This is a genomic window from Nonomuraea aurantiaca, from assembly GCF_020215705.1.
GTDB lineage: Bacteria > Actinomycetota > Actinomycetes > Streptosporangiales > Streptosporangiaceae > Nonomuraea > Nonomuraea aurantiaca.
In genome coordinates, this window is sequence record NZ_JAIWNB010000008.1 from 332,903 (window position 1) to 351,898 (window position 18,996).

The 18,996-nt window shown below is 71.8% G+C and carries 25 protein-coding genes; 16 read left to right on the forward strand and 9 right to left on the reverse strand.

Annotation, left to right across the window (positions count from 1 at the left end; all coding sequences use genetic code 11):
* Positions 1 to 27: 27 nt before the first annotated feature.
* Positions 28 to 972: a GNAT family N-acetyltransferase gene (locus tag LDL49_RS21700; RefSeq protein WP_225292932.1), complete on the reverse strand. Its 945-nt coding sequence runs from the start codon at positions 970 to 972 to the stop codon at positions 28 to 30.
* Positions 973 to 1,114: 142 nt separating this feature from the next.
* Between LDL49_RS21700 and LDL49_RS21705 the strand changes: the two genes are divergently transcribed.
* Together LDL49_RS21705 and LDL49_RS21710 are read left to right on the forward strand one after the other, a co-directional pair.
* Positions 1,115 to 2,080 carry a hypothetical protein gene (locus LDL49_RS21705; protein ID WP_225292933.1) on the forward strand — a complete coding sequence of 322 codons (966 nt, stop codon included), beginning with the start codon at positions 1,115 to 1,117 and terminating at the stop codon, positions 2,078 to 2,080.
* 11 nt (positions 2,081 to 2,091) lie between these two features.
* Positions 2,092 to 2,637 carry a hypothetical protein gene (locus LDL49_RS21710; protein WP_225292934.1) on the forward strand — a complete coding sequence of 182 codons (546 nt, stop codon included), beginning with the start codon at positions 2,092 to 2,094 and terminating at the stop codon, positions 2,635 to 2,637.
* Positions 2,638 to 2,793: 156 nt separating this feature from the next.
* On the opposite strand, the gene LDL49_RS21715 is transcribed toward LDL49_RS21710, so the two are convergent.
* Entirely contained in the window at positions 2,794 to 3,588 is a 795-nt protein-coding gene (locus LDL49_RS21715) for a class I SAM-dependent methyltransferase (protein WP_225292935.1), read from the reverse strand.
* 141 nt (positions 3,589 to 3,729) lie between these two features.
* Here LDL49_RS21715 and def point away from each other — a divergent pair, with 141 nt between their 5' ends.
* Both def and LDL49_RS21725 read left to right on the forward strand, forming a co-directional pair.
* Positions 3,730 to 4,269: a peptide deformylase gene (gene def / locus LDL49_RS21720; protein WP_225292936.1), complete on the forward strand. Its 540-nt coding sequence runs from the start codon at positions 3,730 to 3,732 to the stop codon at positions 4,267 to 4,269.
* Positions 4,269 to 4,649, forward strand: coding sequence for an MmcQ/YjbR family DNA-binding protein (locus LDL49_RS21725; protein WP_225292995.1), 381 nt, complete (start codon positions 4,269 to 4,271; stop codon positions 4,647 to 4,649). Before def ends, LDL49_RS21725 begins: the two co-directional genes overlap by 1 nt.
* Here the strand turns inward: LDL49_RS21725 and LDL49_RS21730 are convergent.
* Positions 4,618 to 5,481: a hypothetical protein gene (locus LDL49_RS21730; protein WP_225292937.1), complete on the reverse strand. Its 864-nt coding sequence runs from the start codon at positions 5,479 to 5,481 to the stop codon at positions 4,618 to 4,620. The two genes, LDL49_RS21725 and LDL49_RS21730, sit on opposite strands and share 32 nt — an antisense overlap.
* Before the next feature lie 21 nt (positions 5,482 to 5,502).
* On the opposite strand from LDL49_RS21730, the gene LDL49_RS21735 reads away from it, so the two are divergent.
* The gene (locus tag LDL49_RS21735; RefSeq protein ID WP_225292938.1) at positions 5,503 to 5,730 is read left to right on the forward strand and encodes a hypothetical protein; all 228 of its coding nucleotides are present in this window, start codon (positions 5,503 to 5,505) and stop codon (positions 5,728 to 5,730) included.
* On the opposite strand, the gene LDL49_RS21740 is transcribed toward LDL49_RS21735, so the two are convergent.
* Positions 5,727 to 6,635, reverse strand: a complete 909-nt coding sequence (locus tag LDL49_RS21740; protein WP_225292939.1) for a D-alanyl-D-alanine carboxypeptidase family protein — start codon at positions 6,633 to 6,635, stop codon at positions 5,727 to 5,729. The genes LDL49_RS21735 and LDL49_RS21740 overlap by 4 nt on opposite strands.
* An 88-nt stretch (positions 6,636 to 6,723) precedes the next feature.
* Here LDL49_RS21740 and LDL49_RS21745 point away from each other — a divergent pair, with 88 nt between their 5' ends.
* The 8 genes from LDL49_RS21745 to ptsP are packed head-to-tail and all read left to right on the forward strand — an operon-like array spanning position 6,724 to position 13,408.
* On the forward strand, positions 6,724 to 7,485 hold the full coding sequence (locus tag LDL49_RS21745) for a DeoR/GlpR family DNA-binding transcription regulator (protein ID WP_225292940.1): 762 nt from the start codon (positions 6,724 to 6,726) through the stop codon (positions 7,483 to 7,485).
* Positions 7,482 to 8,432: a 1-phosphofructokinase gene (pfkB, locus tag LDL49_RS21750; protein ID WP_225292941.1), complete on the forward strand. Its 951-nt coding sequence runs from the start codon at positions 7,482 to 7,484 to the stop codon at positions 8,430 to 8,432. Before LDL49_RS21745 ends, pfkB begins: the two co-directional genes overlap by 4 nt.
* Before the next feature lie 47 nt (positions 8,433 to 8,479).
* On the forward strand, positions 8,480 to 9,694 hold the full coding sequence (gene mtlA, locus LDL49_RS21755; RefSeq protein WP_225292942.1) for a mannitol-specific PTS transporter subunit IIC: 1,215 nt from the start codon (positions 8,480 to 8,482) through the stop codon (positions 9,692 to 9,694).
* Positions 9,695 to 9,697: 3 nt separating this feature from the next.
* Positions 9,698 to 10,006, forward strand: coding sequence for a PTS sugar transporter subunit IIBC family protein (locus tag LDL49_RS21760; protein ID WP_225292943.1), 309 nt, complete (start codon positions 9,698 to 9,700; stop codon positions 10,004 to 10,006).
* Positions 9,987 to 10,427 carry a PTS mannitol transporter subunit IIA gene (locus tag LDL49_RS21765; protein ID WP_308016168.1) on the forward strand — a complete coding sequence of 147 codons (441 nt, stop codon included), beginning with the start codon at positions 9,987 to 9,989 and terminating at the stop codon, positions 10,425 to 10,427. The genes LDL49_RS21760 and LDL49_RS21765 overlap by 20 nt, the downstream gene beginning before the upstream one ends.
* Positions 10,424 to 11,428: a zinc-dependent dehydrogenase gene (locus LDL49_RS21770; protein WP_225292944.1), complete on the forward strand. Its 1,005-nt coding sequence runs from the start codon at positions 10,424 to 10,426 to the stop codon at positions 11,426 to 11,428. Before LDL49_RS21765 ends, LDL49_RS21770 begins: the two co-directional genes overlap by 4 nt.
* Positions 11,429 to 11,439: 11 nt before the next feature.
* Positions 11,440 to 11,721, forward strand: coding sequence for an HPr family phosphocarrier protein (locus tag LDL49_RS21775; protein WP_225292945.1), 282 nt, complete (start codon positions 11,440 to 11,442; stop codon positions 11,719 to 11,721).
* The gene (ptsP, locus tag LDL49_RS21780; RefSeq protein ID WP_225292946.1) at positions 11,714 to 13,408 is read left to right on the forward strand and encodes a phosphoenolpyruvate--protein phosphotransferase; all 1,695 of its coding nucleotides are present in this window, start codon (positions 11,714 to 11,716) and stop codon (positions 13,406 to 13,408) included. Before LDL49_RS21775 ends, ptsP begins: the two co-directional genes overlap by 8 nt.
* Positions 13,409 to 13,411: 3 nt before the next feature.
* Here ptsP and LDL49_RS21785 read toward each other — a convergent pair whose 3' ends face one another.
* Positions 13,412 to 14,446, reverse strand: coding sequence for an aldo/keto reductase (locus tag LDL49_RS21785; protein WP_225292947.1), 1,035 nt, complete (start codon positions 14,444 to 14,446; stop codon positions 13,412 to 13,414).
* 85 nt (positions 14,447 to 14,531) lie between these two features.
* Here LDL49_RS21785 and LDL49_RS21790 point away from each other — a divergent pair, with 85 nt between their 5' ends.
* Together LDL49_RS21790 and gnd are read left to right on the forward strand one after the other, a co-directional pair.
* Positions 14,532 to 15,224 (forward strand): HAD family hydrolase, encoded by a 693-nt coding sequence (locus tag LDL49_RS21790; protein WP_225292948.1) that lies wholly within the window; start codon positions 14,532 to 14,534, stop codon positions 15,222 to 15,224.
* A 66-nt stretch (positions 15,225 to 15,290) separates the two neighbouring features.
* Positions 15,291 to 16,715: an NADP-dependent phosphogluconate dehydrogenase gene (gene gnd / locus LDL49_RS21795; RefSeq protein WP_225292949.1), complete on the forward strand. Its 1,425-nt coding sequence runs from the start codon at positions 15,291 to 15,293 to the stop codon at positions 16,713 to 16,715.
* A 19-nt stretch (positions 16,716 to 16,734) separates the two neighbouring features.
* On the opposite strand, the gene LDL49_RS21800 is transcribed toward gnd, so the two are convergent.
* Both LDL49_RS21800 and LDL49_RS58435 read right to left on the reverse strand, forming a co-directional pair.
* The gene (locus LDL49_RS21800) at positions 16,735 to 17,505 is read right to left on the reverse strand and encodes a thioesterase family protein (RefSeq protein ID WP_225292950.1); all 771 of its coding nucleotides are present in this window, start codon (positions 17,503 to 17,505) and stop codon (positions 16,735 to 16,737) included.
* Positions 17,480 to 17,929 carry a WYL domain-containing protein gene (locus tag LDL49_RS58435; protein ID WP_225292951.1) on the reverse strand — a complete coding sequence of 150 codons (450 nt, stop codon included), beginning with the start codon at positions 17,927 to 17,929 and terminating at the stop codon, positions 17,480 to 17,482. Before LDL49_RS58435 ends, LDL49_RS21800 begins: the two co-directional genes overlap by 26 nt.
* On the opposite strand from LDL49_RS58435, the gene LDL49_RS21810 reads away from it, so the two are divergent.
* Positions 17,918 to 18,235, forward strand: coding sequence for a hypothetical protein (locus LDL49_RS21810; protein ID WP_225292952.1), 318 nt, complete (start codon positions 17,918 to 17,920; stop codon positions 18,233 to 18,235). The genes LDL49_RS58435 and LDL49_RS21810 overlap by 12 nt on opposite strands.
* On the opposite strand, the gene LDL49_RS21815 is transcribed toward LDL49_RS21810, so the two are convergent.
* Both LDL49_RS21815 and LDL49_RS21820 read right to left on the reverse strand, forming a co-directional pair.
* Positions 18,133 to 18,549, reverse strand: a complete 417-nt coding sequence (locus tag LDL49_RS21815) for an SRPBCC family protein (protein ID WP_225292953.1) — start codon at positions 18,547 to 18,549, stop codon at positions 18,133 to 18,135. The two genes, LDL49_RS21810 and LDL49_RS21815, sit on opposite strands and share 103 nt — an antisense overlap.
* Positions 18,550 to 18,552: 3 nt before the next feature.
* Entirely contained in the window at positions 18,553 to 18,912 is a 360-nt protein-coding gene (locus tag LDL49_RS21820) for a VOC family protein (protein ID WP_225292954.1), read from the reverse strand.
* Positions 18,913 to 18,996 lie beyond the last annotated feature (84 nt).

Consider the following 18,996-nt stretch of genomic DNA (forward strand, 5'->3'; position numbering starts at 1 on the left):
TTCAGGACATCAAGTGGCGCCGCCGGATCAGGTGTTCAGGGCATCAGGCGTGGCCGCCGACAGGACGAGTCTGACCGCGAAATTGTGGTAGCCGGACCGCTCGAAGGCCCTGGCCATCGGGACGTTCCCGGCGTCGGTGTCGGCGACGATCCGTTCGGCGCCGCGCTCGGCGTGCAGCCGGGTGATCTCGCCGAGCAGGTCGTCGGCGTAGCCGTGACCGCGGTGCTCGGGCACCACGCCGAGGTAGCCGACCACGGGCCCGCCCGCGTTGGCCGACGGCAGCGCCACACCGGCGAGGTCGCCGTCCGGCGTGTACGCCAGGCGCCACCAGTCCCTGTCGCCCGGCATGCTCCGGTAGCCCTCGACATCCTCGCGGGCCTGCGCCTCGGGGGTGGTCGTGGCCAGGGCCTGCCGGGTGTGGTGGTCGAGCGTGCCGACGGCCACGCGGCTGAACGCCTCGACGAACACCTCGTCATCGGCCTCCGCCCGGAACACCAGCCGGTCCGACGCCGCCGGCACCGGTGTGCCGCGCGTCCAGGCGTACCTGAGCCGTTCGAGCTCGGCGGTCAGCCCGGCCAGGGCCCCGGCCCGCCACCGCCAGTCGATGGCGGCCGTGACCTCCGGGTCGTCCCGCCAGCCGTTCGCGACGAACACGTGATAGGCGGGCGCGTCGTCGTACCCCTCATGAGCGTGTCGCAGCAGCTCGGCGGCCAGTTCCACGCGGTCGGGCACCGACGGGTGGACCCAGAGGCAGTCGAGCGCGAGCGGGCGGTCGCCGTCGGGCAGGCCCCACCAGACGGCGCGGGCGATGATCCGGCCGTCCTGTTCCGCGACCCAGATGCGGTCGTGGCGGTAATGGCCGTTCTTGAGGAAGGAGAGCAGCCGGTCGGGGTCGGCCCAGCTGATGGGCTCGTCGACGGCGCAGTCGAGCAGTCGGTCGAGGTCAGTCTCGACCGTGGAGCGGAAAAGCAAGATTCCTCCGGAGAGTGACAACAGCGGACGCGTGGAGCGCCCGGAAACTGCGGACCATCTCGACGCCTCCCTTCTTCCGGACTTTTCGCGGTCAGCGGGGACTTTATCGCAAATGTAAGGCGGGTTCCGACAGGATAAGGACGTGGACTCCTACGACGATGACACACTTCCGCTCCAGCCTCCCGTCCGGCTGCCGGCCGACGACGAGCTGGTGGCGGCCGTACGCGAGACTCCTGTGGCGACCGGCGGCGCCGCTCATCCGGCGCCCCCGCCCGATGCGGTCGAGACCCTGCGTGACGGCTCCGACGACAAGGTGCTCCAGGTGTGGGCGGACGTCTGCCGCCGCACGCTGAGCACCGACGAGACGCTGTTCATGGAGGTGGTACGCCTCTACCTGGGCCGCGGTCCGCTGACCGACGAGGTGCCCGCCGTCCTGACGGACCTGGGCCTGGTACGCCAGGCGCCGCCGCGTACCCTGACCCCGCTCGGCATCTGGGCGGCCGGGCTGGTGATCGGCGAGGCGACCGGGCAGGACATCCCGGTCATGGGCTCGCTGGCCGGCCGGGACGCCGGCGCGCTGCTGCACGGCCTGCGCTCCTACCCGGAGCCGGAGCGCGACGAGGAGCTCGCCGGCTGGCTGGCCGGCCGGGATCAGGCCGAGGCGGCGGCCGAGATCGCGGCCGCGCTCGGCGAGGTGAGCCCGCTGAGCCGGGCCGTCGGCGTGGAACTGCTCGCCACAGGGCTGGGCGAGGCGGGCACGAAGGTGCTCGACGGGCTGCTCGGCGCGCCGAGGCTGGGCGCCGTCGTGGCCGCCCGGCTGGGCCGCGAGGAACGGCCCCCGACGCCCGAGGAGATCGCGTGGGCGTTCGTGGACATGGCGGCGGCGCTGCTGGAGTTCGGCGGGGAGGCGGCCGAGGTCATCAAGTCGGTCTCCCAGGGCATGGAGAAGGACGAGCAGGCGGGCACGATCGCCCTGCTGGCCCTCGGCGACCATCCCTGGACCGAACGGGTGCTGCGGGTGTTCATCGACCACCATCCGGACGAGCGCGTGGTGGCGGCGGCCCGCAAGGCGCTGCGCCGGCACGGCCTGATGGACGCCCGAGGGTAAAGTCTCCGGAGATGACGAACCACACGATCAGCCCACGGACCGGCGTTCTCGGCGCGTACTCCTGCGACTGCGAGGCGGACCTGCCCGACCTCATGTCCGCCGAGCTGCACGCCTCCGAGACCAACCAGTGCACCGTCTGCCTCGGCTCGGCGGAGCAGCCGGTGCTGCCCGGTCTGGCGCCCGGCATCCTGCCCGGCCTCTCGCGTGGCCTGATGCGCCCCTGCACGGCCTGCGCGGCCACGGGCCGCCGCAAGGAGCAGATCGTCTGGGAGCTGGCCCACTCCGAGGCCGAACAGGTGATCACCATGAGCCTGGTGCGGGGTGTGGTGGCGGAGTTCGCCGGCCCGTTCCACCTGTCGGAGGTCGCGGACGCGGTCAGATCGGGCCTCGGGCTCCCGCCCGGCCGCCTGCCGGTGGGGCCACGGGTCCGCGACCTGCTGCTGCGGCTGCAGGCGGCGGGCGAGATCACCATGCTGTCGGCTCCTGACGAGCTGCTGGACGGCGCCGACGTGGTCCTCTACCGCGACCCGCAGTGGGCCCGCACCTCCGGCCTTTAGCAACGGCCCCCAGGTTTGGTCCGCTCCCTGTGACGGTCCGTTGTGGCTGGTCCTTCGGGGAAGAAGAGGCAGGCGGTCCGTCGTGGCACGGGTCCCTAGGGACGGATACGCCCTCCGGCGGAGAAGAGGCAGGCGGTTCGTCAGGGGGAGAACGGGCTAGCGCGCGATGTGGCAGAGGATCTCGCCGTGGGTGATCGAGATCCAGCCGTCGTCGGCCGCGGCCCACTTCAGCCAGCCCTCGGAGATGCGCTGTAGGTCCGCCTCCGTGGCGGCGCCCGTGGCGAGCGCCTGCGTGGCCATGGCGGACTGCTTGATCCGGTCGGCCCACATCCCGCCCCACCAGGCCCGGTCCTCCGGCGTGGCGAAGCACCAGGTGGACGAGGTGGCGGTGACGTCGTCGAAGCCCGTGGCCCTGGCCCACGACAGCAGGCGCCGCCCCGCGTCCGGCTCGCCGCCGTTGCTCCGGGCGACCCGCTGATAGAGCGCCAGCCACTCGTCGAGCTCCGGCAGCAGCGGGTACCAGGCGAAGGCGGCGTAATCGCTGTCACGCGCCGCCACCAGCCCGCCGGGCTTCGTCACCCGGCGCATCTCCCGCAGCGCCTGTACGGGGTCGCCGACGTGCTGCAACACCTGGTGGGCATGGACGACGCAGAACGTGGCGTCGGGATAGTCGAGCGCGTGCACGTCGGCGACGGCGAAGTCGACGTTGCCCGCGGCTCCCACTCCGGCCCTGGTCAGCTCCAGCGTCTCCGCGTTCACCTCGGAGGCCGTCACGTGCGCCACCCGTTCGGCCAGGTCGGCCGTGATGGTGCCGGGCCCGGCGCCCACGTCCAGCAGCTTCATCTGGGGCTTGAGGTGGGGCAGCAGGTAGGCGGCCGAGTTCTCGGCGGTGCGCCAGCGGTGGGAGCGCAGCACGGACTCGTGGTGGCCATGGGTGTAGACGGCGTCCATCGAAACTCCTTCGTCTCGCCTCGGTACGACGACAGTAGCGTCAATCTCACTATCCAAGAACATATGTCTCACTATGTGAGCATCATTGGGGTGCTGATCATCTCTTGGGCGCTCGTAGACTTTGTGGCGACACATCCGCATGTGGAAAGGGCACTGGTCGTGGGAGAGGTCCGGCCGATCGTTCAGGTGGGAGACCCGGTGCTGCACGCGCCCTGCGAGCCGGTCACCCGGTTCGACGGAGCGCTGGCCGCGCTGGTGGAGGACATGTTCGCGAGCATGTACGCGGCCGAGGGCGTGGGCCTGGCCGCCAACCAGATCGGCGTGGCGTTGCGGGTGTTCGTCTACGACTGCCCCGACGAGAACGGCGACCGGCACAAGGGCGTCGTGGTCAACCCGTCGCTCGAGCTGCCCGGGCTCGGCGAGCGGCACCTCGACGCGGGCGAGGAGGGCTGCCTGTCGGTCCTGGGCCAGTACGCCCCGCTCCCCCGCCCCGACCACGCCACCGTGCACGGCTTCGACGCCGAGGGCGCGCCCGTCACCGTCGAGGGCACCGGCATGCTGTCGCGCTGCCTGCAGCACGAGACGGACCACCTCGACGGCTATCTCTACATCGACCGCCTTCCGGCCAAGCGCCGCAAGCAGGTACTGGCGGCGTACGAGGAGTCCCGCGCCGTGGGGTGATGGACTACGGTGGCGATGTGATCGCGGTGGAGGACGTGCGGCGGCTGGCGATAACGCTCCCCCGCTCGTCGGAGCATCTCATCAGGGACCGGATCAAGTTCCGCGTCGGCTCGATCGTCTACGTGGCCTTCTCCCGCGACGAGACCCTCATGGGCTTCGGCTTCCCCAAGGAGGAGCGGGCCGCCCTGGTGGCGGCCGAGCCGGACAAGTTCCTGCTGCCTCGCGAGTCCGACATGCGGTTCAACTGGGTCGTCGCGCGCATGGCCGCCATCGACGCCGACGAGATGCGGGAGCTGGTCGTCGAGGCGTGGCGGCTGGTGGTCCCGAAGAAGGTCTACGCCGCCTACATCAGCTCAGCCGGTCAACGCCCAGTGCGCTGATCAGCAGGCGTTCCTTGCGGTTGCCGAGCAGGCGGGCCGTCCAGTCGACGAAGCCCCCGTCGCCCACCTCGACGCCGTCCGCGTAGATCTTGAAGCACAACCCCGTGTAGTAGCCCCGCCCGGACCGCCGGTCCGGATCGTCCGTCCCGCCGACTCCGTCCGCCACCCGCTCGAAGCGGGGATCGAGGACGGTGATCCGTACCTCCGGGTCGGGGATGCCGCACGCCCGGACGGCGTCCGTCAGCACGCGCAGGTGCTCCGCCAGGTGACGACGTTCGAACGCCAGATTCCCCGTATCCCGGTCGCCCGACACCAGCGCGAACAGGCCGAAGTGCGCGTACGCCCCCGCGCCCGCGAAGTGCTGCGCCCGCACCACGCGCTGGAACGCGGCCAGCCGCACCGGGTCGGTGGAACGGCGCCGCCGGACGGCCGCCTCCAGCGCGAGGGCGTTCGTCGGGTCGGCCGCGACCTCGGTGTTCCTGATCGTGGTGATCACCTTGTTCTGGTCCACGGTGGCCGGCGCCGAGTGCGCCCCGAGCGGCGCGACCGGCGCCAGAGTGAGCAGCTCGAAATCGGCCGGTACGACCGACAGCACCGCGTCCTCGACCCGGCGGATGCGCTCGAACGGCACCGTGGCCGGCCCCACGAACCGGTCAGTCGTGTAGCGGCGGAGCACGTCGGCCGGGGTCAGGCCGCGCGCCCGCACCCGCATGACCTCGAGCAGCAGCGTGGTCAGATCGGCGCCGGACAGCCGCTCGGCCAGCACGTCGAGGATCTCGGGACCGCCCGCTTTCCTGAGCACCCGCTGCAACGCTGTTGATTCGTCACCCATCACCCAAGCATGATCGTGATCATGAGCGAGCGCGACTGGATTACCTGGCACGACCACTACGACACGCCCGGCTCGTCCCTGAGCCGGCACGCGCCCGACCTGCTGACGACGATCTGCGACTGGTTCGAGCAGGACGGGTTCGAGCGGATCCACCTGGACAGCGACGGCCACTACGGCGTCGGCGTGCACCGCTACACCGGGCCGCCCAGGCCGCTGGAGCCGGGCGTCCGGATGTTCACCTTCCTTTAGGACACGCTCCGGTAGAGGCCCTCGGTCAGCCCGGTGATGCGCTTGACCGAGGAGCTCCAGGTGCCGCCCACGGGGTGGGCCGTGAGCACCGCCATGATGAACCGGTCGTCCTTGCCCAACAGGCCGGTGGTGTGCAGCACCGGACGGCCGTAGTCGGGCACGCCGGAGCCGGTGGCCCGTGACGCGACCCCGCTGATCGACAGGTCGGCCCCCGGCGCCCGCAGGGGGACCGGGTTCGCCGAGGCGCCGGTGCCGCACTTGGTGGGCGCCACGTCGCCGAAGCCCGACCAGCCCTGCTTGACCGCCCATGGCCTGGGCACCGCGCGCGGGATGCCGAAGTACTGGTCGAACCCGTCGGTGCCGCACGGCGTGGAGTTGCGCAGGTGCCCCAGGATCGTGTCCCGCACGCCGGGCGCCGCCGTGTCGAGCAGGTAGCGGTACGTCCGCACGATGTCGTACGCGCTCAGCGACGTGTAGCCCCAGAACCCGGGCTTGGACGCGGGCGGCGGCGCGGTGTCGGACAGGCCGAGCTTGCGCGCCATCCGCTGGACGATCGCGCCCTTGCCGTCGCGGTTCCAGAACGTGGTGGCCGCGTGGTCGTCACTGGAGCGCAGCATGACCTTGAGCAGCCGGGCGTCGGCGGCGGGGACGGTCTTGCGCTTCTCCAGGTAGTCGATCGCGATGAGGATCTTGACGACCGAGGCCGAGCGGAACTTGCGGTGCGCGTTGCGGGTGGCGACGAACGTGCCCGCCTTCCTGTCGAACACCAGCCACGACGCCGTCGTACCGGCCGGCACCGTCGGAGGCTTGACGCCACCGGTGGAGGCGGCTGCCGGCGTCCCGGCGACGCATGCCACCGCGAGAGGTAAGGCTGCCGCGACGGCGGCCCAGGGCTTGGTTCGCATTCGACATACCTACCAGAGTCTTGACCTGCCAACAGAATCGGGTATAAACACAGATGAAACCACACTGAAACGGCGGTGAATCAACATCATGTACGCCGAGGAGCGGCAGCAGGAGATCCTTCGCAGGGCCCGTGCCGCGGGCCGTGTCGACGTGGTGTCGCTGGCCGGCGAGCTCGACGTGACTACCGAGACGATCCGCCGCGACCTGACCGCGCTGGAGCGGGCGGGCGTGCTGCGCAGGGTGCACGGCGGCGCGATCCCCGTGGAGCGGATGGGGTTCGAGCCCGCGCTCGCCACCCGCGACGAGGTGATGACCGCGGAGAAGGAGCGCATCGCCAAGGCCGCCTTGGCCGAGCTGCCGGAGGACGGCTCGGTCATCATCGACGCCGGCAGCACAACCGGCCGCCTGGTGCAGATCCTGCCCGCCGACCGGGAGCTCACGGTCGTGGTCAACTCACCGCCGCTGGCCACCGCGCTGGCCGCCCGCGCCAACATCAGCGTCATCATGCTCGGCGGCCGGCTGCGCGGCCGGACGCTGGCCACCGTGGACGACTGGGCGCTGCGGCCGCTGTCGCAGTTGCACGTGGACGTGGCGTTCATGGCGACGAACGGCTGCTCGGTCGCCAAGGGCCTGACCACCCCGGATCCGGCGGAGGCGGCGATCAAGCGGGCGATGGTGTCGGCTGCGGAGCGCAGCGTGCTGCTGGCCGATCACACCAAGTTCACCAACACCTACCTCGCGAGCTTCGCCGAGCTGAGCGAGATCGACGTGGTGATCACCGACACGGGGCTCGACCTCGCCCTGGCCGCCGACCTGTCCGCAGCGGGCCCGGAGGTGGTTCGAGCATGATCCTCACACTGACGCTCAACCCCAGCCTGGACCGCACGATCGAGATCGGCTCGCTCGACCGGGGCGCCGTCATCCGGGCCGCCGCCGCCCGCCTGGACCCCGGGGGCAAGGGCGTGAACGTCTCGCGCGCGCTGCTGGCCAACGCGGTCGCCTCGCGCGCCGTGGTCCCGTTCGGCGGCGACGAGGGCAGGCAGCTCGTCCGCCTGCTCACCCTCGAAGGGCTCGACATGGTGACGGTCCCGGTGACCGGCACGACCCGGTCGAACGTCACCCTGGCCGAGCCCGACGGCACCATCACCAAGATCAACGAGCCCGGCACCGCCCTGTCCCCCGGCGAGCTGGACACGATCGCCGATACCGTACTGGCCGCCGCGCACGAGGCCGACTGGGTGGTGGCCTCGGGCAGCCTGCCGCCGGAGGTGCCCGCCGACGTCTACGCCAGGCTCTGCCGCCGCTTCGCCGGCGCAGGCATCCACGTCGCCGTCGACACCAGCGGCCCGGCGCTGGCCAACGCGCTGGCCGCAGGACCCGCCCTCGTCAAGCCGAACCTGGACGAGCTCGCCGCCGCCACCGGCATGCCGATCCGCTGCGTCGGCGACGTGGTGGAGGCCGCGGGCAAGCTCCGGGCGGCGGGCGCGCGTACCGTCCTGGCCAGCCTGGGCGCCGACGGCGCGGTTCTCGTCGAGGACAACGGCATCTGGTACGGCCACGCCACCGTGACCGAGCCGCGCAGCTCGGTCGGCGCCGGGGACGCCATGCTGGCGGGCTTCCTGGCCGGCGGCGCGCACGGCGAGCGGGCACTGGTCGAGGCGCTGGCCTGGGGCGCAGCGGCGGTATGCCTGCCGGGCAGCCGGATGCCCGGGCCGGGCGACATCCGCCGCGACGGCGTCCGCACCGGCCCGCCCCTTCTGACCCGCCCCCTGGAATCCCCCGCCGACCCCACCTGACCTCGACATACCAGGAACCTGCTCATCCCCCCGAAGGAGCACGTCCAATGGCCGAAACCTACACACCCCCGGTCTACGGGACCGGGGTCAAGGCCACCATCCAGCGCATCGGCGGCCACCTGGCCGGCATGATCATGCCGAACATCGGCGCGTTCATCGCCTGGGGCTTGATCACCGCGCTGTTCATCCCCACCGGCTGGCTGCCGAACGCGGCGCTGGGCGCGATGGTCGACCCGATCATCAAGACGCTGCTGCCCATCCTCATCGCCTACACCGGCGGCCGGATGGTCCACGGGCAACGCGGCGCGGTGGTGGGCGCGGTCGCGGTGATGGGCGTCATCGTGGGGTCGGACATCCCGATGTTCCTGGGCGCCATGATCATCGGCCCACTCACCGCCCTGATCCTGAAATATGTGGACAAGTTCACGGAGGACCGGACCAAGTCCGGCTTCGAGATGCTCGTCGACAACTTCACCGCCGGCATCGTCGGCGCCGTCATGGCCATCGTGGGGATGTGGGCCATCGGTCCGGTCGTCCGGGTCGTGACCACAGCCGCGGGCAACGCGGTCGAGTGGCTCATCGTCAACAACCTGCTGCCCCTCGCCTCGGTCCTGATCGAGCCCGCCAAGGTGCTGTTCCTCAACAACGCCGTCAACCACGGCGTCCTCGGTCCGCTCGGCGTCGCCGAGTCCGTCAAGCACGGCAAGTCGATCCTGTTCATGCTGGAGTCGAACCCGGGTCCCGGGCTCGGCCTGCTCATCGCGTTCCTGCTGTTCGGCCCGCGTCCGCTGCGCCCGAGCACGCCCGCCGCGATGATCATCCACTTCTTCGGCGGGATCCACGAGATCTACTTCCCGTACGTCCTGATGAAGCCCCGCCTGATCCTCGGGGTCATCGCGGGCGGCGCGGCCGGCGTGTTCACCTTCATGATCACCGGCGCCGGGCTGGTGGCGACGCCTTCACCGGGCAGCATCTTCGCCTACCTGGCGGTGACGCCGAAGGGCGGCTGGCTGGGCGTGATCGCCGGCATCCTCGTCGCCACGGCGGTGTCGTTCGCGGCCTCCTCGCTCCTGCTCGGCTTCGGCCGCGGCGAAAAGGAGGAGCCACCGGAGGACACCCCGCAGGCCGCCGCCGACACTCCCGAACCTGCCGCCGACGCCCCTGAACCCGCCGCCGACCGCGTCGAGGAGAGCGGCCGCGTCGGGGAGGCCGGCGACAACGACCGCGAGACCCAGGCCCAGCCCGTCGCCAAGGAGGCGTGAACCATGGCCAGCATCGACAGCAAGGACATTCACAAGATCATCGTGGCCTGCGACGCGGGCATGGGCAGCAGCGTCATGCTCGCCAGCCAGCTGCGCAAGCAGCTCAAGGACACCGGCGTCACCGTGGAGCACACGCCGGTCAACGAGATCCCGGCCGACGCCGACGTGGTGGTCTGCCACTCCGGGCTGGCCGCCCGGGCCAGGGTCTCGGCGCCGGGCAAGGTGCTGGTGCCCTTCCAGATCTTCCTCGGCGACCCGGCCGTGACCAAGCTGGTCGCCACCATCAAGAACGGTGGCACGGTCGATGCGTGACGACCTGCTCGATCCACGGGCCGTACTCCTGCACGAGAGCGCGGCCGACCGGGACGAGGCGATCAGGCGGTGCGGGCGCGCCCTGGTGGACGTGGGCGCGGTCGCCGAGCCGTACATCGACGCCATGCTCGAACGTGAACAGACCATCTCCACCTACGTCGGCGAGGGCGTGGCCATCCCGCACGGCACCGCGGCCGCCAAGGAGGTCGTCCGGCACGACGCGATCTGCGTCGTACGCTTCCCGGACGGCGTCGACTGGGGCGGCGAGCCCGTCACCCTCTGCGTCGGCATCGCCGCGAAGAACGACGGGCATGTGCGGCTGCTGGCGGCGCTCGCCGACATCCTGCTCGACCCCGAACGCGCCAGAGCACTCCGTGAGGCGACGGAGGTCGGCCAAGTGATGAAGGAGCTCAGATCGTGAAGGTCGCCCGTTTCCACGCCCCAGGGGACATCCGGGTGGAGGACGCGCCGGAGCCGGTCGCCGGTCCTGGCGAGCTGAAGATCCGGGTACGCAACTGCTCGACCTGCGGCACCGACGCCAAGATCTTCAAGCACGGCCATCACCACATCCGCCCGCCCCGGGTGATGGGCCACGAGATCGCCGGCGAGGTGGTCGGCACGGGCGAACGCGTGCAGGTGATCGCGGCCATCCCGTGCGGCACCTGCGAGGAGTGCCGGCGCGGCCGCCTCACCGTCTGCCCGAACCAGGAGTCGATGGGCTACCACTACGACGGCGGTTTCGCCGAGTACATGGTGATCCCGGCGAAAGTGCGGGCCGTGAACGGCGTCAACGTCATCCCGTCAGGCGTCGGTTTCGCCGAGGCGTCGGTGGCCGAGCCGCTCGCCTGCGTGCTGAACGGCCAGTCGCTGGCGCGGGTCGGCCCGGGTGACGACGTGGTCGTCATGGGCGCGGGCCCGATCGGCTGCCTGCACGTGCGGCTGGCCCGCGCGCGTGGCGCCACGCGGGTGTTCCTGGTCGACGTGAACGCCGACCGGCTGGCGATGGCGGCGGAGCTGGTACGCCCCGACGCCGTCGTCGACACCGACGCGGTGGACCAGGTGCTCAAGCTGACCGGTGGCCGCGGCGCCGACGTGGTGATCACGGCGGCGGCCTCCGGCGCGGCCCAGGAGCAGGCGCTGCGCATGGCGGCCAGGCAGGCCAGGATCAGCTTCTTCGGCGGCCTGCCCAAGGACGCCCCGATCATCGCCCTGGACTCCAACCTGGTGCACTACCGCGAGCTGACCATCGTCGGCGCGAACGGCTCCAGCCCGGCGCACAACGCCGAGGCCCTCGGGCTGATCGCCGAAGGTCTGGTGCCGGTGGCGGACCTGATCACCCACCGGCTGCCGCTCTCCCAGGTGCTCGACGGGATCGACCTCGTCAGCCGGGGCGCGGCCATCAAGGTCACGATCGAGCCCTGAGGGGGTTTGTGATGGCACAACGTACGGTGACGGTGGCGTCGGCGAGCGGCCTGCACGCGCGGCCCGCGAAGCTGTTCGTCCAGGAGGCGGTGCGGCTGGGGGTTCCGGTGCGGATCAGGGTGGGCGAGAAGTCGGTGCCCGCGAACAGCATGCTGGGCGTGCTGTCGCTCGGCGCCACCCAGGGCACCGAGGTGACGCTGGAGTCGGACGCGCCGGGCGCGGACGCCGCGCTGGACGCGCTGGTGGCGCTGCTCGCCCAGGACCTGGACGCGGAAGGGGCCCTCGATGGCTGACCCCGGCCGGCCGGTCGCGCCGGGCGAGGGCCCGCCGAGCGCGGGCCGGGCGGATGCGGGGCCGGCAGGGGCGGAGTTGGCGGGGCTGGGGGTCAGCCAGGGGCGGGCCGCGGGGCCGGTGATACGCATGGCGCCGCCGCCCGTACTTCCCGGCCCCCGGCAGGTCACAGACCCGGCCGCGGAGGCCGCCGCGGTGGTGAAGGCTCTGGAGTCGGTCACCGCCGACCTGCGGCAACGCGCGGCCACCGCCGCGCAGGGCAAGGGCGGCGGTGACGGCACGGCCTCGGCGGGCGCGGACGACGCGGCCGAGATCCTCGACGCCCTCGCCATGATCGCCGACGACCCGATGCTGCGCGAGGACGCCGAGGCCGCCGTCCGCGACGGCCTGGACGCGCCCCACGCCCTGGACGCCGCCTTCACCCACCACCGCGAGACCCTGGCCGCCCTGGGCGGCTACCTCGCCGAGCGGGCCGCCGACCTGGACGACCTCAAGCACCGCGCCGTCGCCGCCTGCCTGGGCCTGCCGATGCCCGGCATCCCCGCGCCCGGCCACCCGTACGTCCTGGTGGCCGAGGACCTCTCCCCCGCCGACACGGCGGGCCTGGGCACGGACGTGGTGGCGCTGGTCACCGAGAAGGGCGGTCCGACCAGCCACACCGCGATCCTGGCGCGCGGCCGCGGCCTGCCCGCCGTGGTCGCCTGCGCGGGCATCACCGCCCTGGCCGACGGCACGGTCATCTCGGTCGACGGTAAGACGGGCCGGATCGGCGTCGGCCTGACGGACGAGGCCGTGGCGGAGGTCCGCAGGAGCGACCGGGAGGAGCGCGAGCGCCTGGCGCACAGCAGCGGCCCCGGCCGGACGGCCGACGGCCACCCGGTCAAGCTGCTGCTCAACATCGGCTCGGCCGCCGACCTCCGGCCGGGCGCGGAGGGGGTGGGGCTGTTCAGGACCGAGTTCCTGTTCCTGGACCGCAAGCAGGAGCCGTCGTTCGATGAGCAGGTGGCCGCCTACGCCGAGGTGTTCGCGCGGGCCGGGACGGTCGTGGTGCGCACGCTCGACGCGGGCACGGACAAGCCGCTGCCGTTCCTCGGCCTGCCCCCGGAGCCGAACCCGGCGCTCGGCATCCGCGGCCTGCGGGTGGACCGCGTGCTCCCGGCCGTACTGGACACCCAGCTCGACGCGATAGCGGAGGCGGCCCGAGCGACGGGCGCCGACGCCTGGGTGATGGCCCCGATGGTCACCACTCCGGCGGAGGCGGCCGGCTTCGCCCGCCGCGCCCGCGCACGGGGGCTCACCCGGGTCGGCGCGATGGTCGAGGTGCCGGCCGCCGCCCTGCTGGCCGACCGCCTGCTGGCGGAGGTGGACTTCCTCAGCATCGGCACCAACGACCTCAGCCAGTACACCTTCGCGGCCGACCGCCAGCACCCCGGCCTGGCCGACCTCCTGGACCCCTGGCAGCCCGCGCTGCTGAAGCTCATCGCCGCCTGCGCGGACGCCGGCCGCGCCGCCGGCAAGCCGGTCGGCGTCTGCGGCGAGGCCGCCGGCGATCCCCGGCTCGCCCCGGTGCTGGTGGGATTGGGGGTGACGAGCCTGTCCATGGCGGCGGTGTGCGTGCCGGCCGTACGCGAGGAGCTGTCCCAGCACACCCTGGAGGAGTGCCGCAAGCTCGCGGCACTCGCCCGGTGACGGTCAGGGGCGCCGGCGGAGTTTCGCGTCGGACAGCTCCGGGGGCTGCCAGCCCTCGTCGCCCGGGTTGATGGTGACGCCCGGTGACACGATGGCGTCGATCCTGTCCAGGACGTCGTCGCCGAGCCGTACGTCGGGGGCGCTGAGCTGGCCCTCCAGGTGTTCCATCGTGCGCGGCCCGATGATGGCCGAGGTGACCCCCGGGTGCCTGAGCGTGAACGCCAGGGCCAGCTCGATCAGCGTATGCCCGGCCTCCTCGGCCAGGACGGCGAGCTGTTCTACGGCGTCGAGCTTGCGCTGGTTGACCTCCAGCTTCATGTCGTAGCGGTGCGGCAGCCTGCTCGCGCGGCGGCTCTCCGGCAGTTCCTGGTTCTTGCGGTAGCGGCCGCTCAGCCAGCCGCCCGCCAGCGGGCTCCAGACGATGGCGCCCATGCCGTACTTCTGGACGGTGGGCAGCACGTCGGCCTCGATGCCGCGGGCGAGCAGCGAGTACGGGGGCTGCTCGCAGACGAAGCGTTCGAGCCCGCGCCGCTCGGCCGCCCACTGGGCCTCGACCACCTGGTGCGCGGGGAAGGTGGAGCTGCCGATGTAGCGGACCTTGCCCTGCCGGACGAGGTCGGTGAGGGCGCCGAGCGTCTCCTCGATGTCGGTGGCGGGGTCGGGGCGGTGGATCTGGTAAAGGTCGATCCAGTCGGTGCCGAGGCGGCGCAGGCTGTTCTCGACGGCCTGGAAGATCCAGCGCCTCGAGTTGCCGCCCTCGTTGGGGCCGTCACCCATGGCGCCGTGGCACTTGGTGGCCAGGACGACGTCGTCGCGCTTGCCCGACCTGGCCAGGGCCTGGCCGACGAACTCCTCCGACTGGCCCCGCGAGTAGACGTCGGCGGTGTCGATGAAGTTGATGCCCGAGTCGAGGGCGCGGTCGATGATGTCGGCCGACTTCTCGGCCGACTCCTCACCGAACCCGCCGAACATCATCGCGCCGAGGCAAAGAGGGCTGACCTTAAGACCGGTATGTCCGAGTACGCGATATTCCGTCATGCCCCTCACTCTGGCATGACCGCCTGGGCGGCGGGCATCCGCACCGCGATGGTGGCGTTCATGGCGGCCGTGGTGTCATGGAGCCATGACGGAGTTCCCGCACGCACCCACACCGGCATTTCTCTTCGACCTCGACGGCACCTTGATCGACAGCGTCTACCAGCATGTCATCGCCTGGCGTCAGGCGCTGTCGGGGCTGGGCATCGACCTGTCGGTGTGGCGCATCCACCGCCGCATCGGGATGAGCGGCGGGCTGTTCGTGAGCGCGCTGCTGCGGGAGACGGGGCTGAAGCTGTCGGCGGAGCAGATCGACGAGTTGCAGACGATCCACGGTGACGCCTACACCGAGCAGATCGACTCCGTACGCCCCCTGCCGGGCGCCGCCGAGCTGTTGAGCGAGCTGACCGCGCGCGGCGTGCCGTGGGCGATCGCGACCAGCGGTTACGCGCGTACGGCCCGCCTGGCGCTGGGCATGCTGGACCTGCCGGAGGACACCCCGATGGTGACCCGCGACCTGGTGCGCCGGGCCAAGCCGGACCCCGACCTGTTCCTCGCGGGTGCGGCGCTGCTGAACGTCGATGTGCGGCATGCGATGGTGGTAGGAGACAGTGTCTGGGACCTGCTCGCCGCCCGCCGTGCGGGGGCGCTCGGGATCGGGGTGCTGTCCGGCGGATACGGCAGGGACGAGTTGGAGCGCGCGGGTGCTTTCCGCGTGTACGCGGATCCGGCCGACATGCTGCATCGGCTCGACGAGCTGGGCGTACGCCAAAGCGATTGAAATATTGGAATATCCAGCCGAACCTCTACCGCTGGATCATGCGTATCCCCCACAGAGGAGCTTGATATGGACTTGGCAGATATCGGGGTCACCGGCCTGGCGGTCATGGGCAGGAACCTGGCGCGCAACCTGGCCAGGCACGGCTACGCGGTGGCCGTGCACAACCGCACGCCCAGCCGGACGCAGCAGCTGGTCAAGGAGTTCGGCGGGGAGGGCACGTTCGTCCCGTCGGAGGAGCTGGCGGACTTCGTGGCCTCGCTCAAGCGGCCGCGACGGGCGATCATCATGGTGAAGGCAGGTCCGGGCACCGACGCGGTGATCGACCAGCTCGCCGAGCTGATGGAGCCGGGCGACATGATCGTCGACGGCGGCAACGCGCACTTCGCCGACACCCGGCGGCGCGAGGCTGCCCTGCGCGAGAAGGGGATCCACTTCGTCGGCACCGGCATCTCCGGCGGCGAGGAGGGCGCGCTCAACGGCCCGAGCATCATGCCCGGCGGCTCCAAGGAGTCATGGGAGGCGCTCGGCCCGATCCTGCAGGACATCTCGGCCAAGGTCGACGGCGTCCCGTGCGCGGTGCACGTCGGCCCCGACGGTGCCGGACACTTCGTCAAGATGGTGCACAACGGCATCGAATACTCGGACATGCAGCTCATCGCCGAGTCCTACGACCTGCTGCGTCAGGCTCTCGGCGCCACCCCGGCCGAGCTCGCCGGGGTGTTCCGCGAGTGGAACGAGGGCGAGCTGGAGTCCTACCTGATCGAGATCACCGCCGAGGTGCTCGACCAGGTGGACGCGGCCACCGGCAAGCCGTTCGTGGACATCGTCGTGGACCAGGCCGAGCAGAAGGGCACCGGCCGCTGGACCGTGCAGGGCGCGCTCGACCTGGGCGTTCCGGTGACGGGCATCGCCGAGGCGGTGTTCGCCCGCGCGCTGTCGGGCCACCCGGAGCAGCGCGCCGCCGCCGCGTCCCTGGAGGGGCCGAAGCTGTCGGGCGTCGGCGGGCGGGAGCTGATCGAGGATGTACGGCAGGCCCTGTACGCCTCCAAGATCGTCGCCTACGCGCAGGGCTTCGACCAGATGGCCGCCGCCTCCAAGGAGTACGGCTGGGACCTGGACCTGGGCGCCATGGCCACGATCTGGCGGGGCGGCTGCATCATCAGGGCCCGCTTCCTCGACCGGATCCGCGCCGCCTACGACACCGACCGGGCGCTGCCGACGCTGCTGGCCGACCCGACGTTCGCGGCGGCGCTGAACCTGGCGCAGGAGTCCTGGCGGCGCGTGGTGACCACGGCGGTGCAGATCGGCGTGCCGACGCCCGGCTTCTCCTCGGCGCTGGCCTACTACGACGGACTGCGCCGCGAGCGGCTGCCCGCCGCGCTGATCCAGGGGCTGCGCGACTTCTTCGGCGCGCACACCTACCTTCGGGTGGACCGTGAGGGCGCCTACCACACCGACTGGACCGGCGACCGCACCGAGCGCCCCGCCTAGTTTTCAGCGGCTTCGTACTTCAGCGGGTCCGCAAGGGGACCGGGTTGGCCACGGCGGTCACGAGGCAGAAGCCGATCGGCCCGGTGGCGTCGTGCAGGGTGCACTGCCCTGTGGCGACGCCGCCGTCGCTGAGGTGCCCGGTCGCCTCCACCCCGACCAGCTCCCCCTCGGGGACCCGGCCGAGCGTGATCGTGTAGTCGGCGTTGATGAAGTGCACGCCGCCGGTGCCGCCGGTGCTGAGCGGGCTGGCGAAGTCGGCCGCGAGCGCCACCCTGGTGAACGGCGTGACCGGCTCGTCGTCGACGAGCGGATGGGTCTCGCGCAGCCAGACCCGGTTGGGGCCCGGCTCACTCCAGTCGGTCAGCCGCCACAGGTCGAACGGCGGCTCCCACTGCCCGCCCGTCACCGGCGGTCCGGCGGGCGGCGGCTCGTCCCACGCGGGCGTGTCGTTCCGCTCGCCGTCCGGCTGCTCGCTCTGCCTGAGCAGTACGGCACTGGCCCGGCCGATCACGCCCTGGTCGGTGCGGATCGTCACGTCGGCCACCCGGATCCGGCGCCCGTCCCTGACCAGCTCGGTCTCGACGGTGACCGGGAGCATCGGGCTGTTGCGGAAGAGATCGACGGTGAGCCGGGCGAACCGCAGGTCCGCCTCACCGTACTCCTGCTCGACGGCCATGGCGGCCAGGCCCCCGAGCAGGCGGCCGTGGAGCATGTCGGGCGACCAAGGGCTGCGGGCGTGCGGAGCGGGCACGAACTCGCCCGTCTTACGCGTGAAGAACGCTGACGTCACAGAATGAGATTCTAGAGGGTGGTGAGGCGCCGCCCGAGCCCGTGTCGTCGCCGACCGGCTCGACGACGCCCACCGTACGGCCCGCGACCTGGTCGGCCGGGGCGTACAGCAGGACGCGCCTGGATCGGCCCCATGTCGTGACCCAGGCGGTGCTCGACCCAGGCGGTGCTCGACCCAGGCGGTGCCCGACCCAGGCGGCGACATCGCCTCCCGGCGGCTCGCGCGGCGTGCAGCGGGGGCCGTTCGGCGTGCGCAGGCGCAGGCGGTCGGCGCGGTAGGTGCGCCGGTCCCGCCGGTCGACGTCCCAGCCGACCAGGTACTGCGGCCTGGTCGACTCGCCCGGAAGCTCGACGCGTACGCCTCCTGGGGTCAGGACATCGGCGGGCTGTCGCGCGACGACATCCTGACCAACGTGACGATCCACTGGCTCACGGACACAGCGGGCTCCTCCGCGCGCCTCTACCGCGAGGGCGCCTCAGCCTGGGAGCCGCCCGCCGAGCCGGGCAGGACGCCGACCGCCGTGGCGGTCCTCCCCGGCGACAGTACGGTGCGGCGCTACGCCAAGGTCGCGCACGACGTGGTGCGCTGGTCGGAGTTCCCCGTCGGCGGCGGCCACTTCGCCGCGCTTCAGGCGCCGCTGCTGCTCGCCGAGGACATCAGGGAGTTCTTCATGGCGCTCAGCCCCCGATCCATGAACTCGGCGACGACGGGCACCGCCTCGTCAGGGTAGAGGTCCGCGTGCCAGACGAACCGCGAACGGCCGTCACCCTCGTCCAACACCGTCGAGGACGCGTTGTGGTGCCGCAGGCCGAGCGGGCTGTCGACGATGGCGTACGCGATGCGGCGGGCCTCGTCGTCGACGTCCACGATGAGCTCGTGGGCGACGGCTCCGTTGAAGAACGTGACGATCCTGACATCGCCCTCCATGCGGCACTCGAGCACGAACCCGGGCGCGAGCCGGTCAACCCGGCCGGCATCGCGAAGGGCCGCCCACACCCGCTCGGCGGGGGCGTCGATCAGCGCCTCCTTGTGAATGGCGGCCATGGGTCAGCCACCTGCCGCGACACAGAACGGGTGACCCTCAGGGTCGGTGAGCACGGTCCAGTCGGCGCCACCCGGCTGGAACTCCGGTACGGCGGCACCGAGCCCGACCAGCTCCTTGACGGCGATCTCGACGTCGGTCACCTGGAGGTCGAGGTGGACGTGCTTGGCGTCGTCGGGCCAGCCTGGGCTCCGGTAGCCGGGGACCCGCTGGAACGCCAGCCCGACGGGGCCGCCCTCGACGGTGGCGAAGTCGTCGTCGCTGTGGGTGATCCGGCCGCCGGTGGCCTTGGCGTAGAAGTCGGCAAGGACGGCCGGGTTCTGGCAGTCGAAGATCACGGTGGTGACCGTGATGGTGGTTGTCATGGGTCCAGGGTGGGGTGGGGCGGGCGGCAGGGTCTTGAACATCCTTGCGCCACCGCTGGACGGTTCGCCGGCCGGCGGCGACGG

What these genes read in the sequence shown, in the direction of transcription:
- LDL49_RS21775 (WP_225292945.1), top strand. Translation starts at nt 11,440, where the DNA reads ATGGCACAACGTACGGTGACGGTGGCGTCGGCGAGCGGCCTGCACGCG.
- LDL49_RS21710 (WP_225292934.1), top strand. Translation starts at nt 2,092, where the DNA reads ATGACGAACCACACGATCAGCCCACGGACCGGCGTTCTCGGCGCGTAC.
- LDL49_RS21740 (WP_225292939.1), bottom strand. Translation starts at nt 6,635, where the DNA reads ATGCGAACCAAGCCCTGGGCCGCCGTCGCGGCAGCCTTACCTCTCGCG.
- LDL49_RS21785 (WP_225292947.1), bottom strand. Translation starts at nt 14,446, where the DNA reads ATGACGGAATATCGCGTACTCGGACATACCGGTCTTAAGGTCAGCCCT.
- LDL49_RS21745 (WP_225292940.1), top strand. Translation starts at nt 6,724, where the DNA reads ATGTACGCCGAGGAGCGGCAGCAGGAGATCCTTCGCAGGGCCCGTGCC.
- LDL49_RS21760 (WP_225292943.1), top strand. Translation starts at nt 9,698, where the DNA reads ATGGCCAGCATCGACAGCAAGGACATTCACAAGATCATCGTGGCCTGC.
- mtlA (WP_225292942.1), top strand. Translation starts at nt 8,480, where the DNA reads ATGGCCGAAACCTACACACCCCCGGTCTACGGGACCGGGGTCAAGGCC.
- LDL49_RS21790 (WP_225292948.1), top strand. Translation starts at nt 14,532, where the DNA reads ATGACGGAGTTCCCGCACGCACCCACACCGGCATTTCTCTTCGACCTC.
- LDL49_RS21820 (WP_225292954.1), bottom strand. Translation starts at nt 18,912, where the DNA reads ATGACAACCACCATCACGGTCACCACCGTGATCTTCGACTGCCAGAAC.
- pfkB (WP_225292941.1), top strand. Translation starts at nt 7,482, where the DNA reads ATGATCCTCACACTGACGCTCAACCCCAGCCTGGACCGCACGATCGAG.
- LDL49_RS21715 (WP_225292935.1), bottom strand. Translation starts at nt 3,588, where the DNA reads ATGGACGCCGTCTACACCCATGGCCACCACGAGTCCGTGCTGCGCTCC.
- LDL49_RS21735 (WP_225292938.1), top strand. Translation starts at nt 5,503, where the DNA reads ATGAGCGAGCGCGACTGGATTACCTGGCACGACCACTACGACACGCCC.
- LDL49_RS21730 (WP_225292937.1), bottom strand. Translation starts at nt 5,481, where the DNA reads ATGGGTGACGAATCAACAGCGTTGCAGCGGGTGCTCAGGAAAGCGGGC.
- gnd (WP_225292949.1), top strand. Translation starts at nt 15,291, where the DNA reads ATGGACTTGGCAGATATCGGGGTCACCGGCCTGGCGGTCATGGGCAGG.
- LDL49_RS21815 (WP_225292953.1), bottom strand. Translation starts at nt 18,549, where the DNA reads ATGGCCGCCATTCACAAGGAGGCGCTGATCGACGCCCCCGCCGAGCGG.
- LDL49_RS21725 (WP_225292995.1), top strand. Translation starts at nt 4,269, where the DNA reads ATGGACTACGGTGGCGATGTGATCGCGGTGGAGGACGTGCGGCGGCTG.
- ptsP (WP_225292946.1), top strand. Translation starts at nt 11,714, where the DNA reads ATGGCTGACCCCGGCCGGCCGGTCGCGCCGGGCGAGGGCCCGCCGAGC.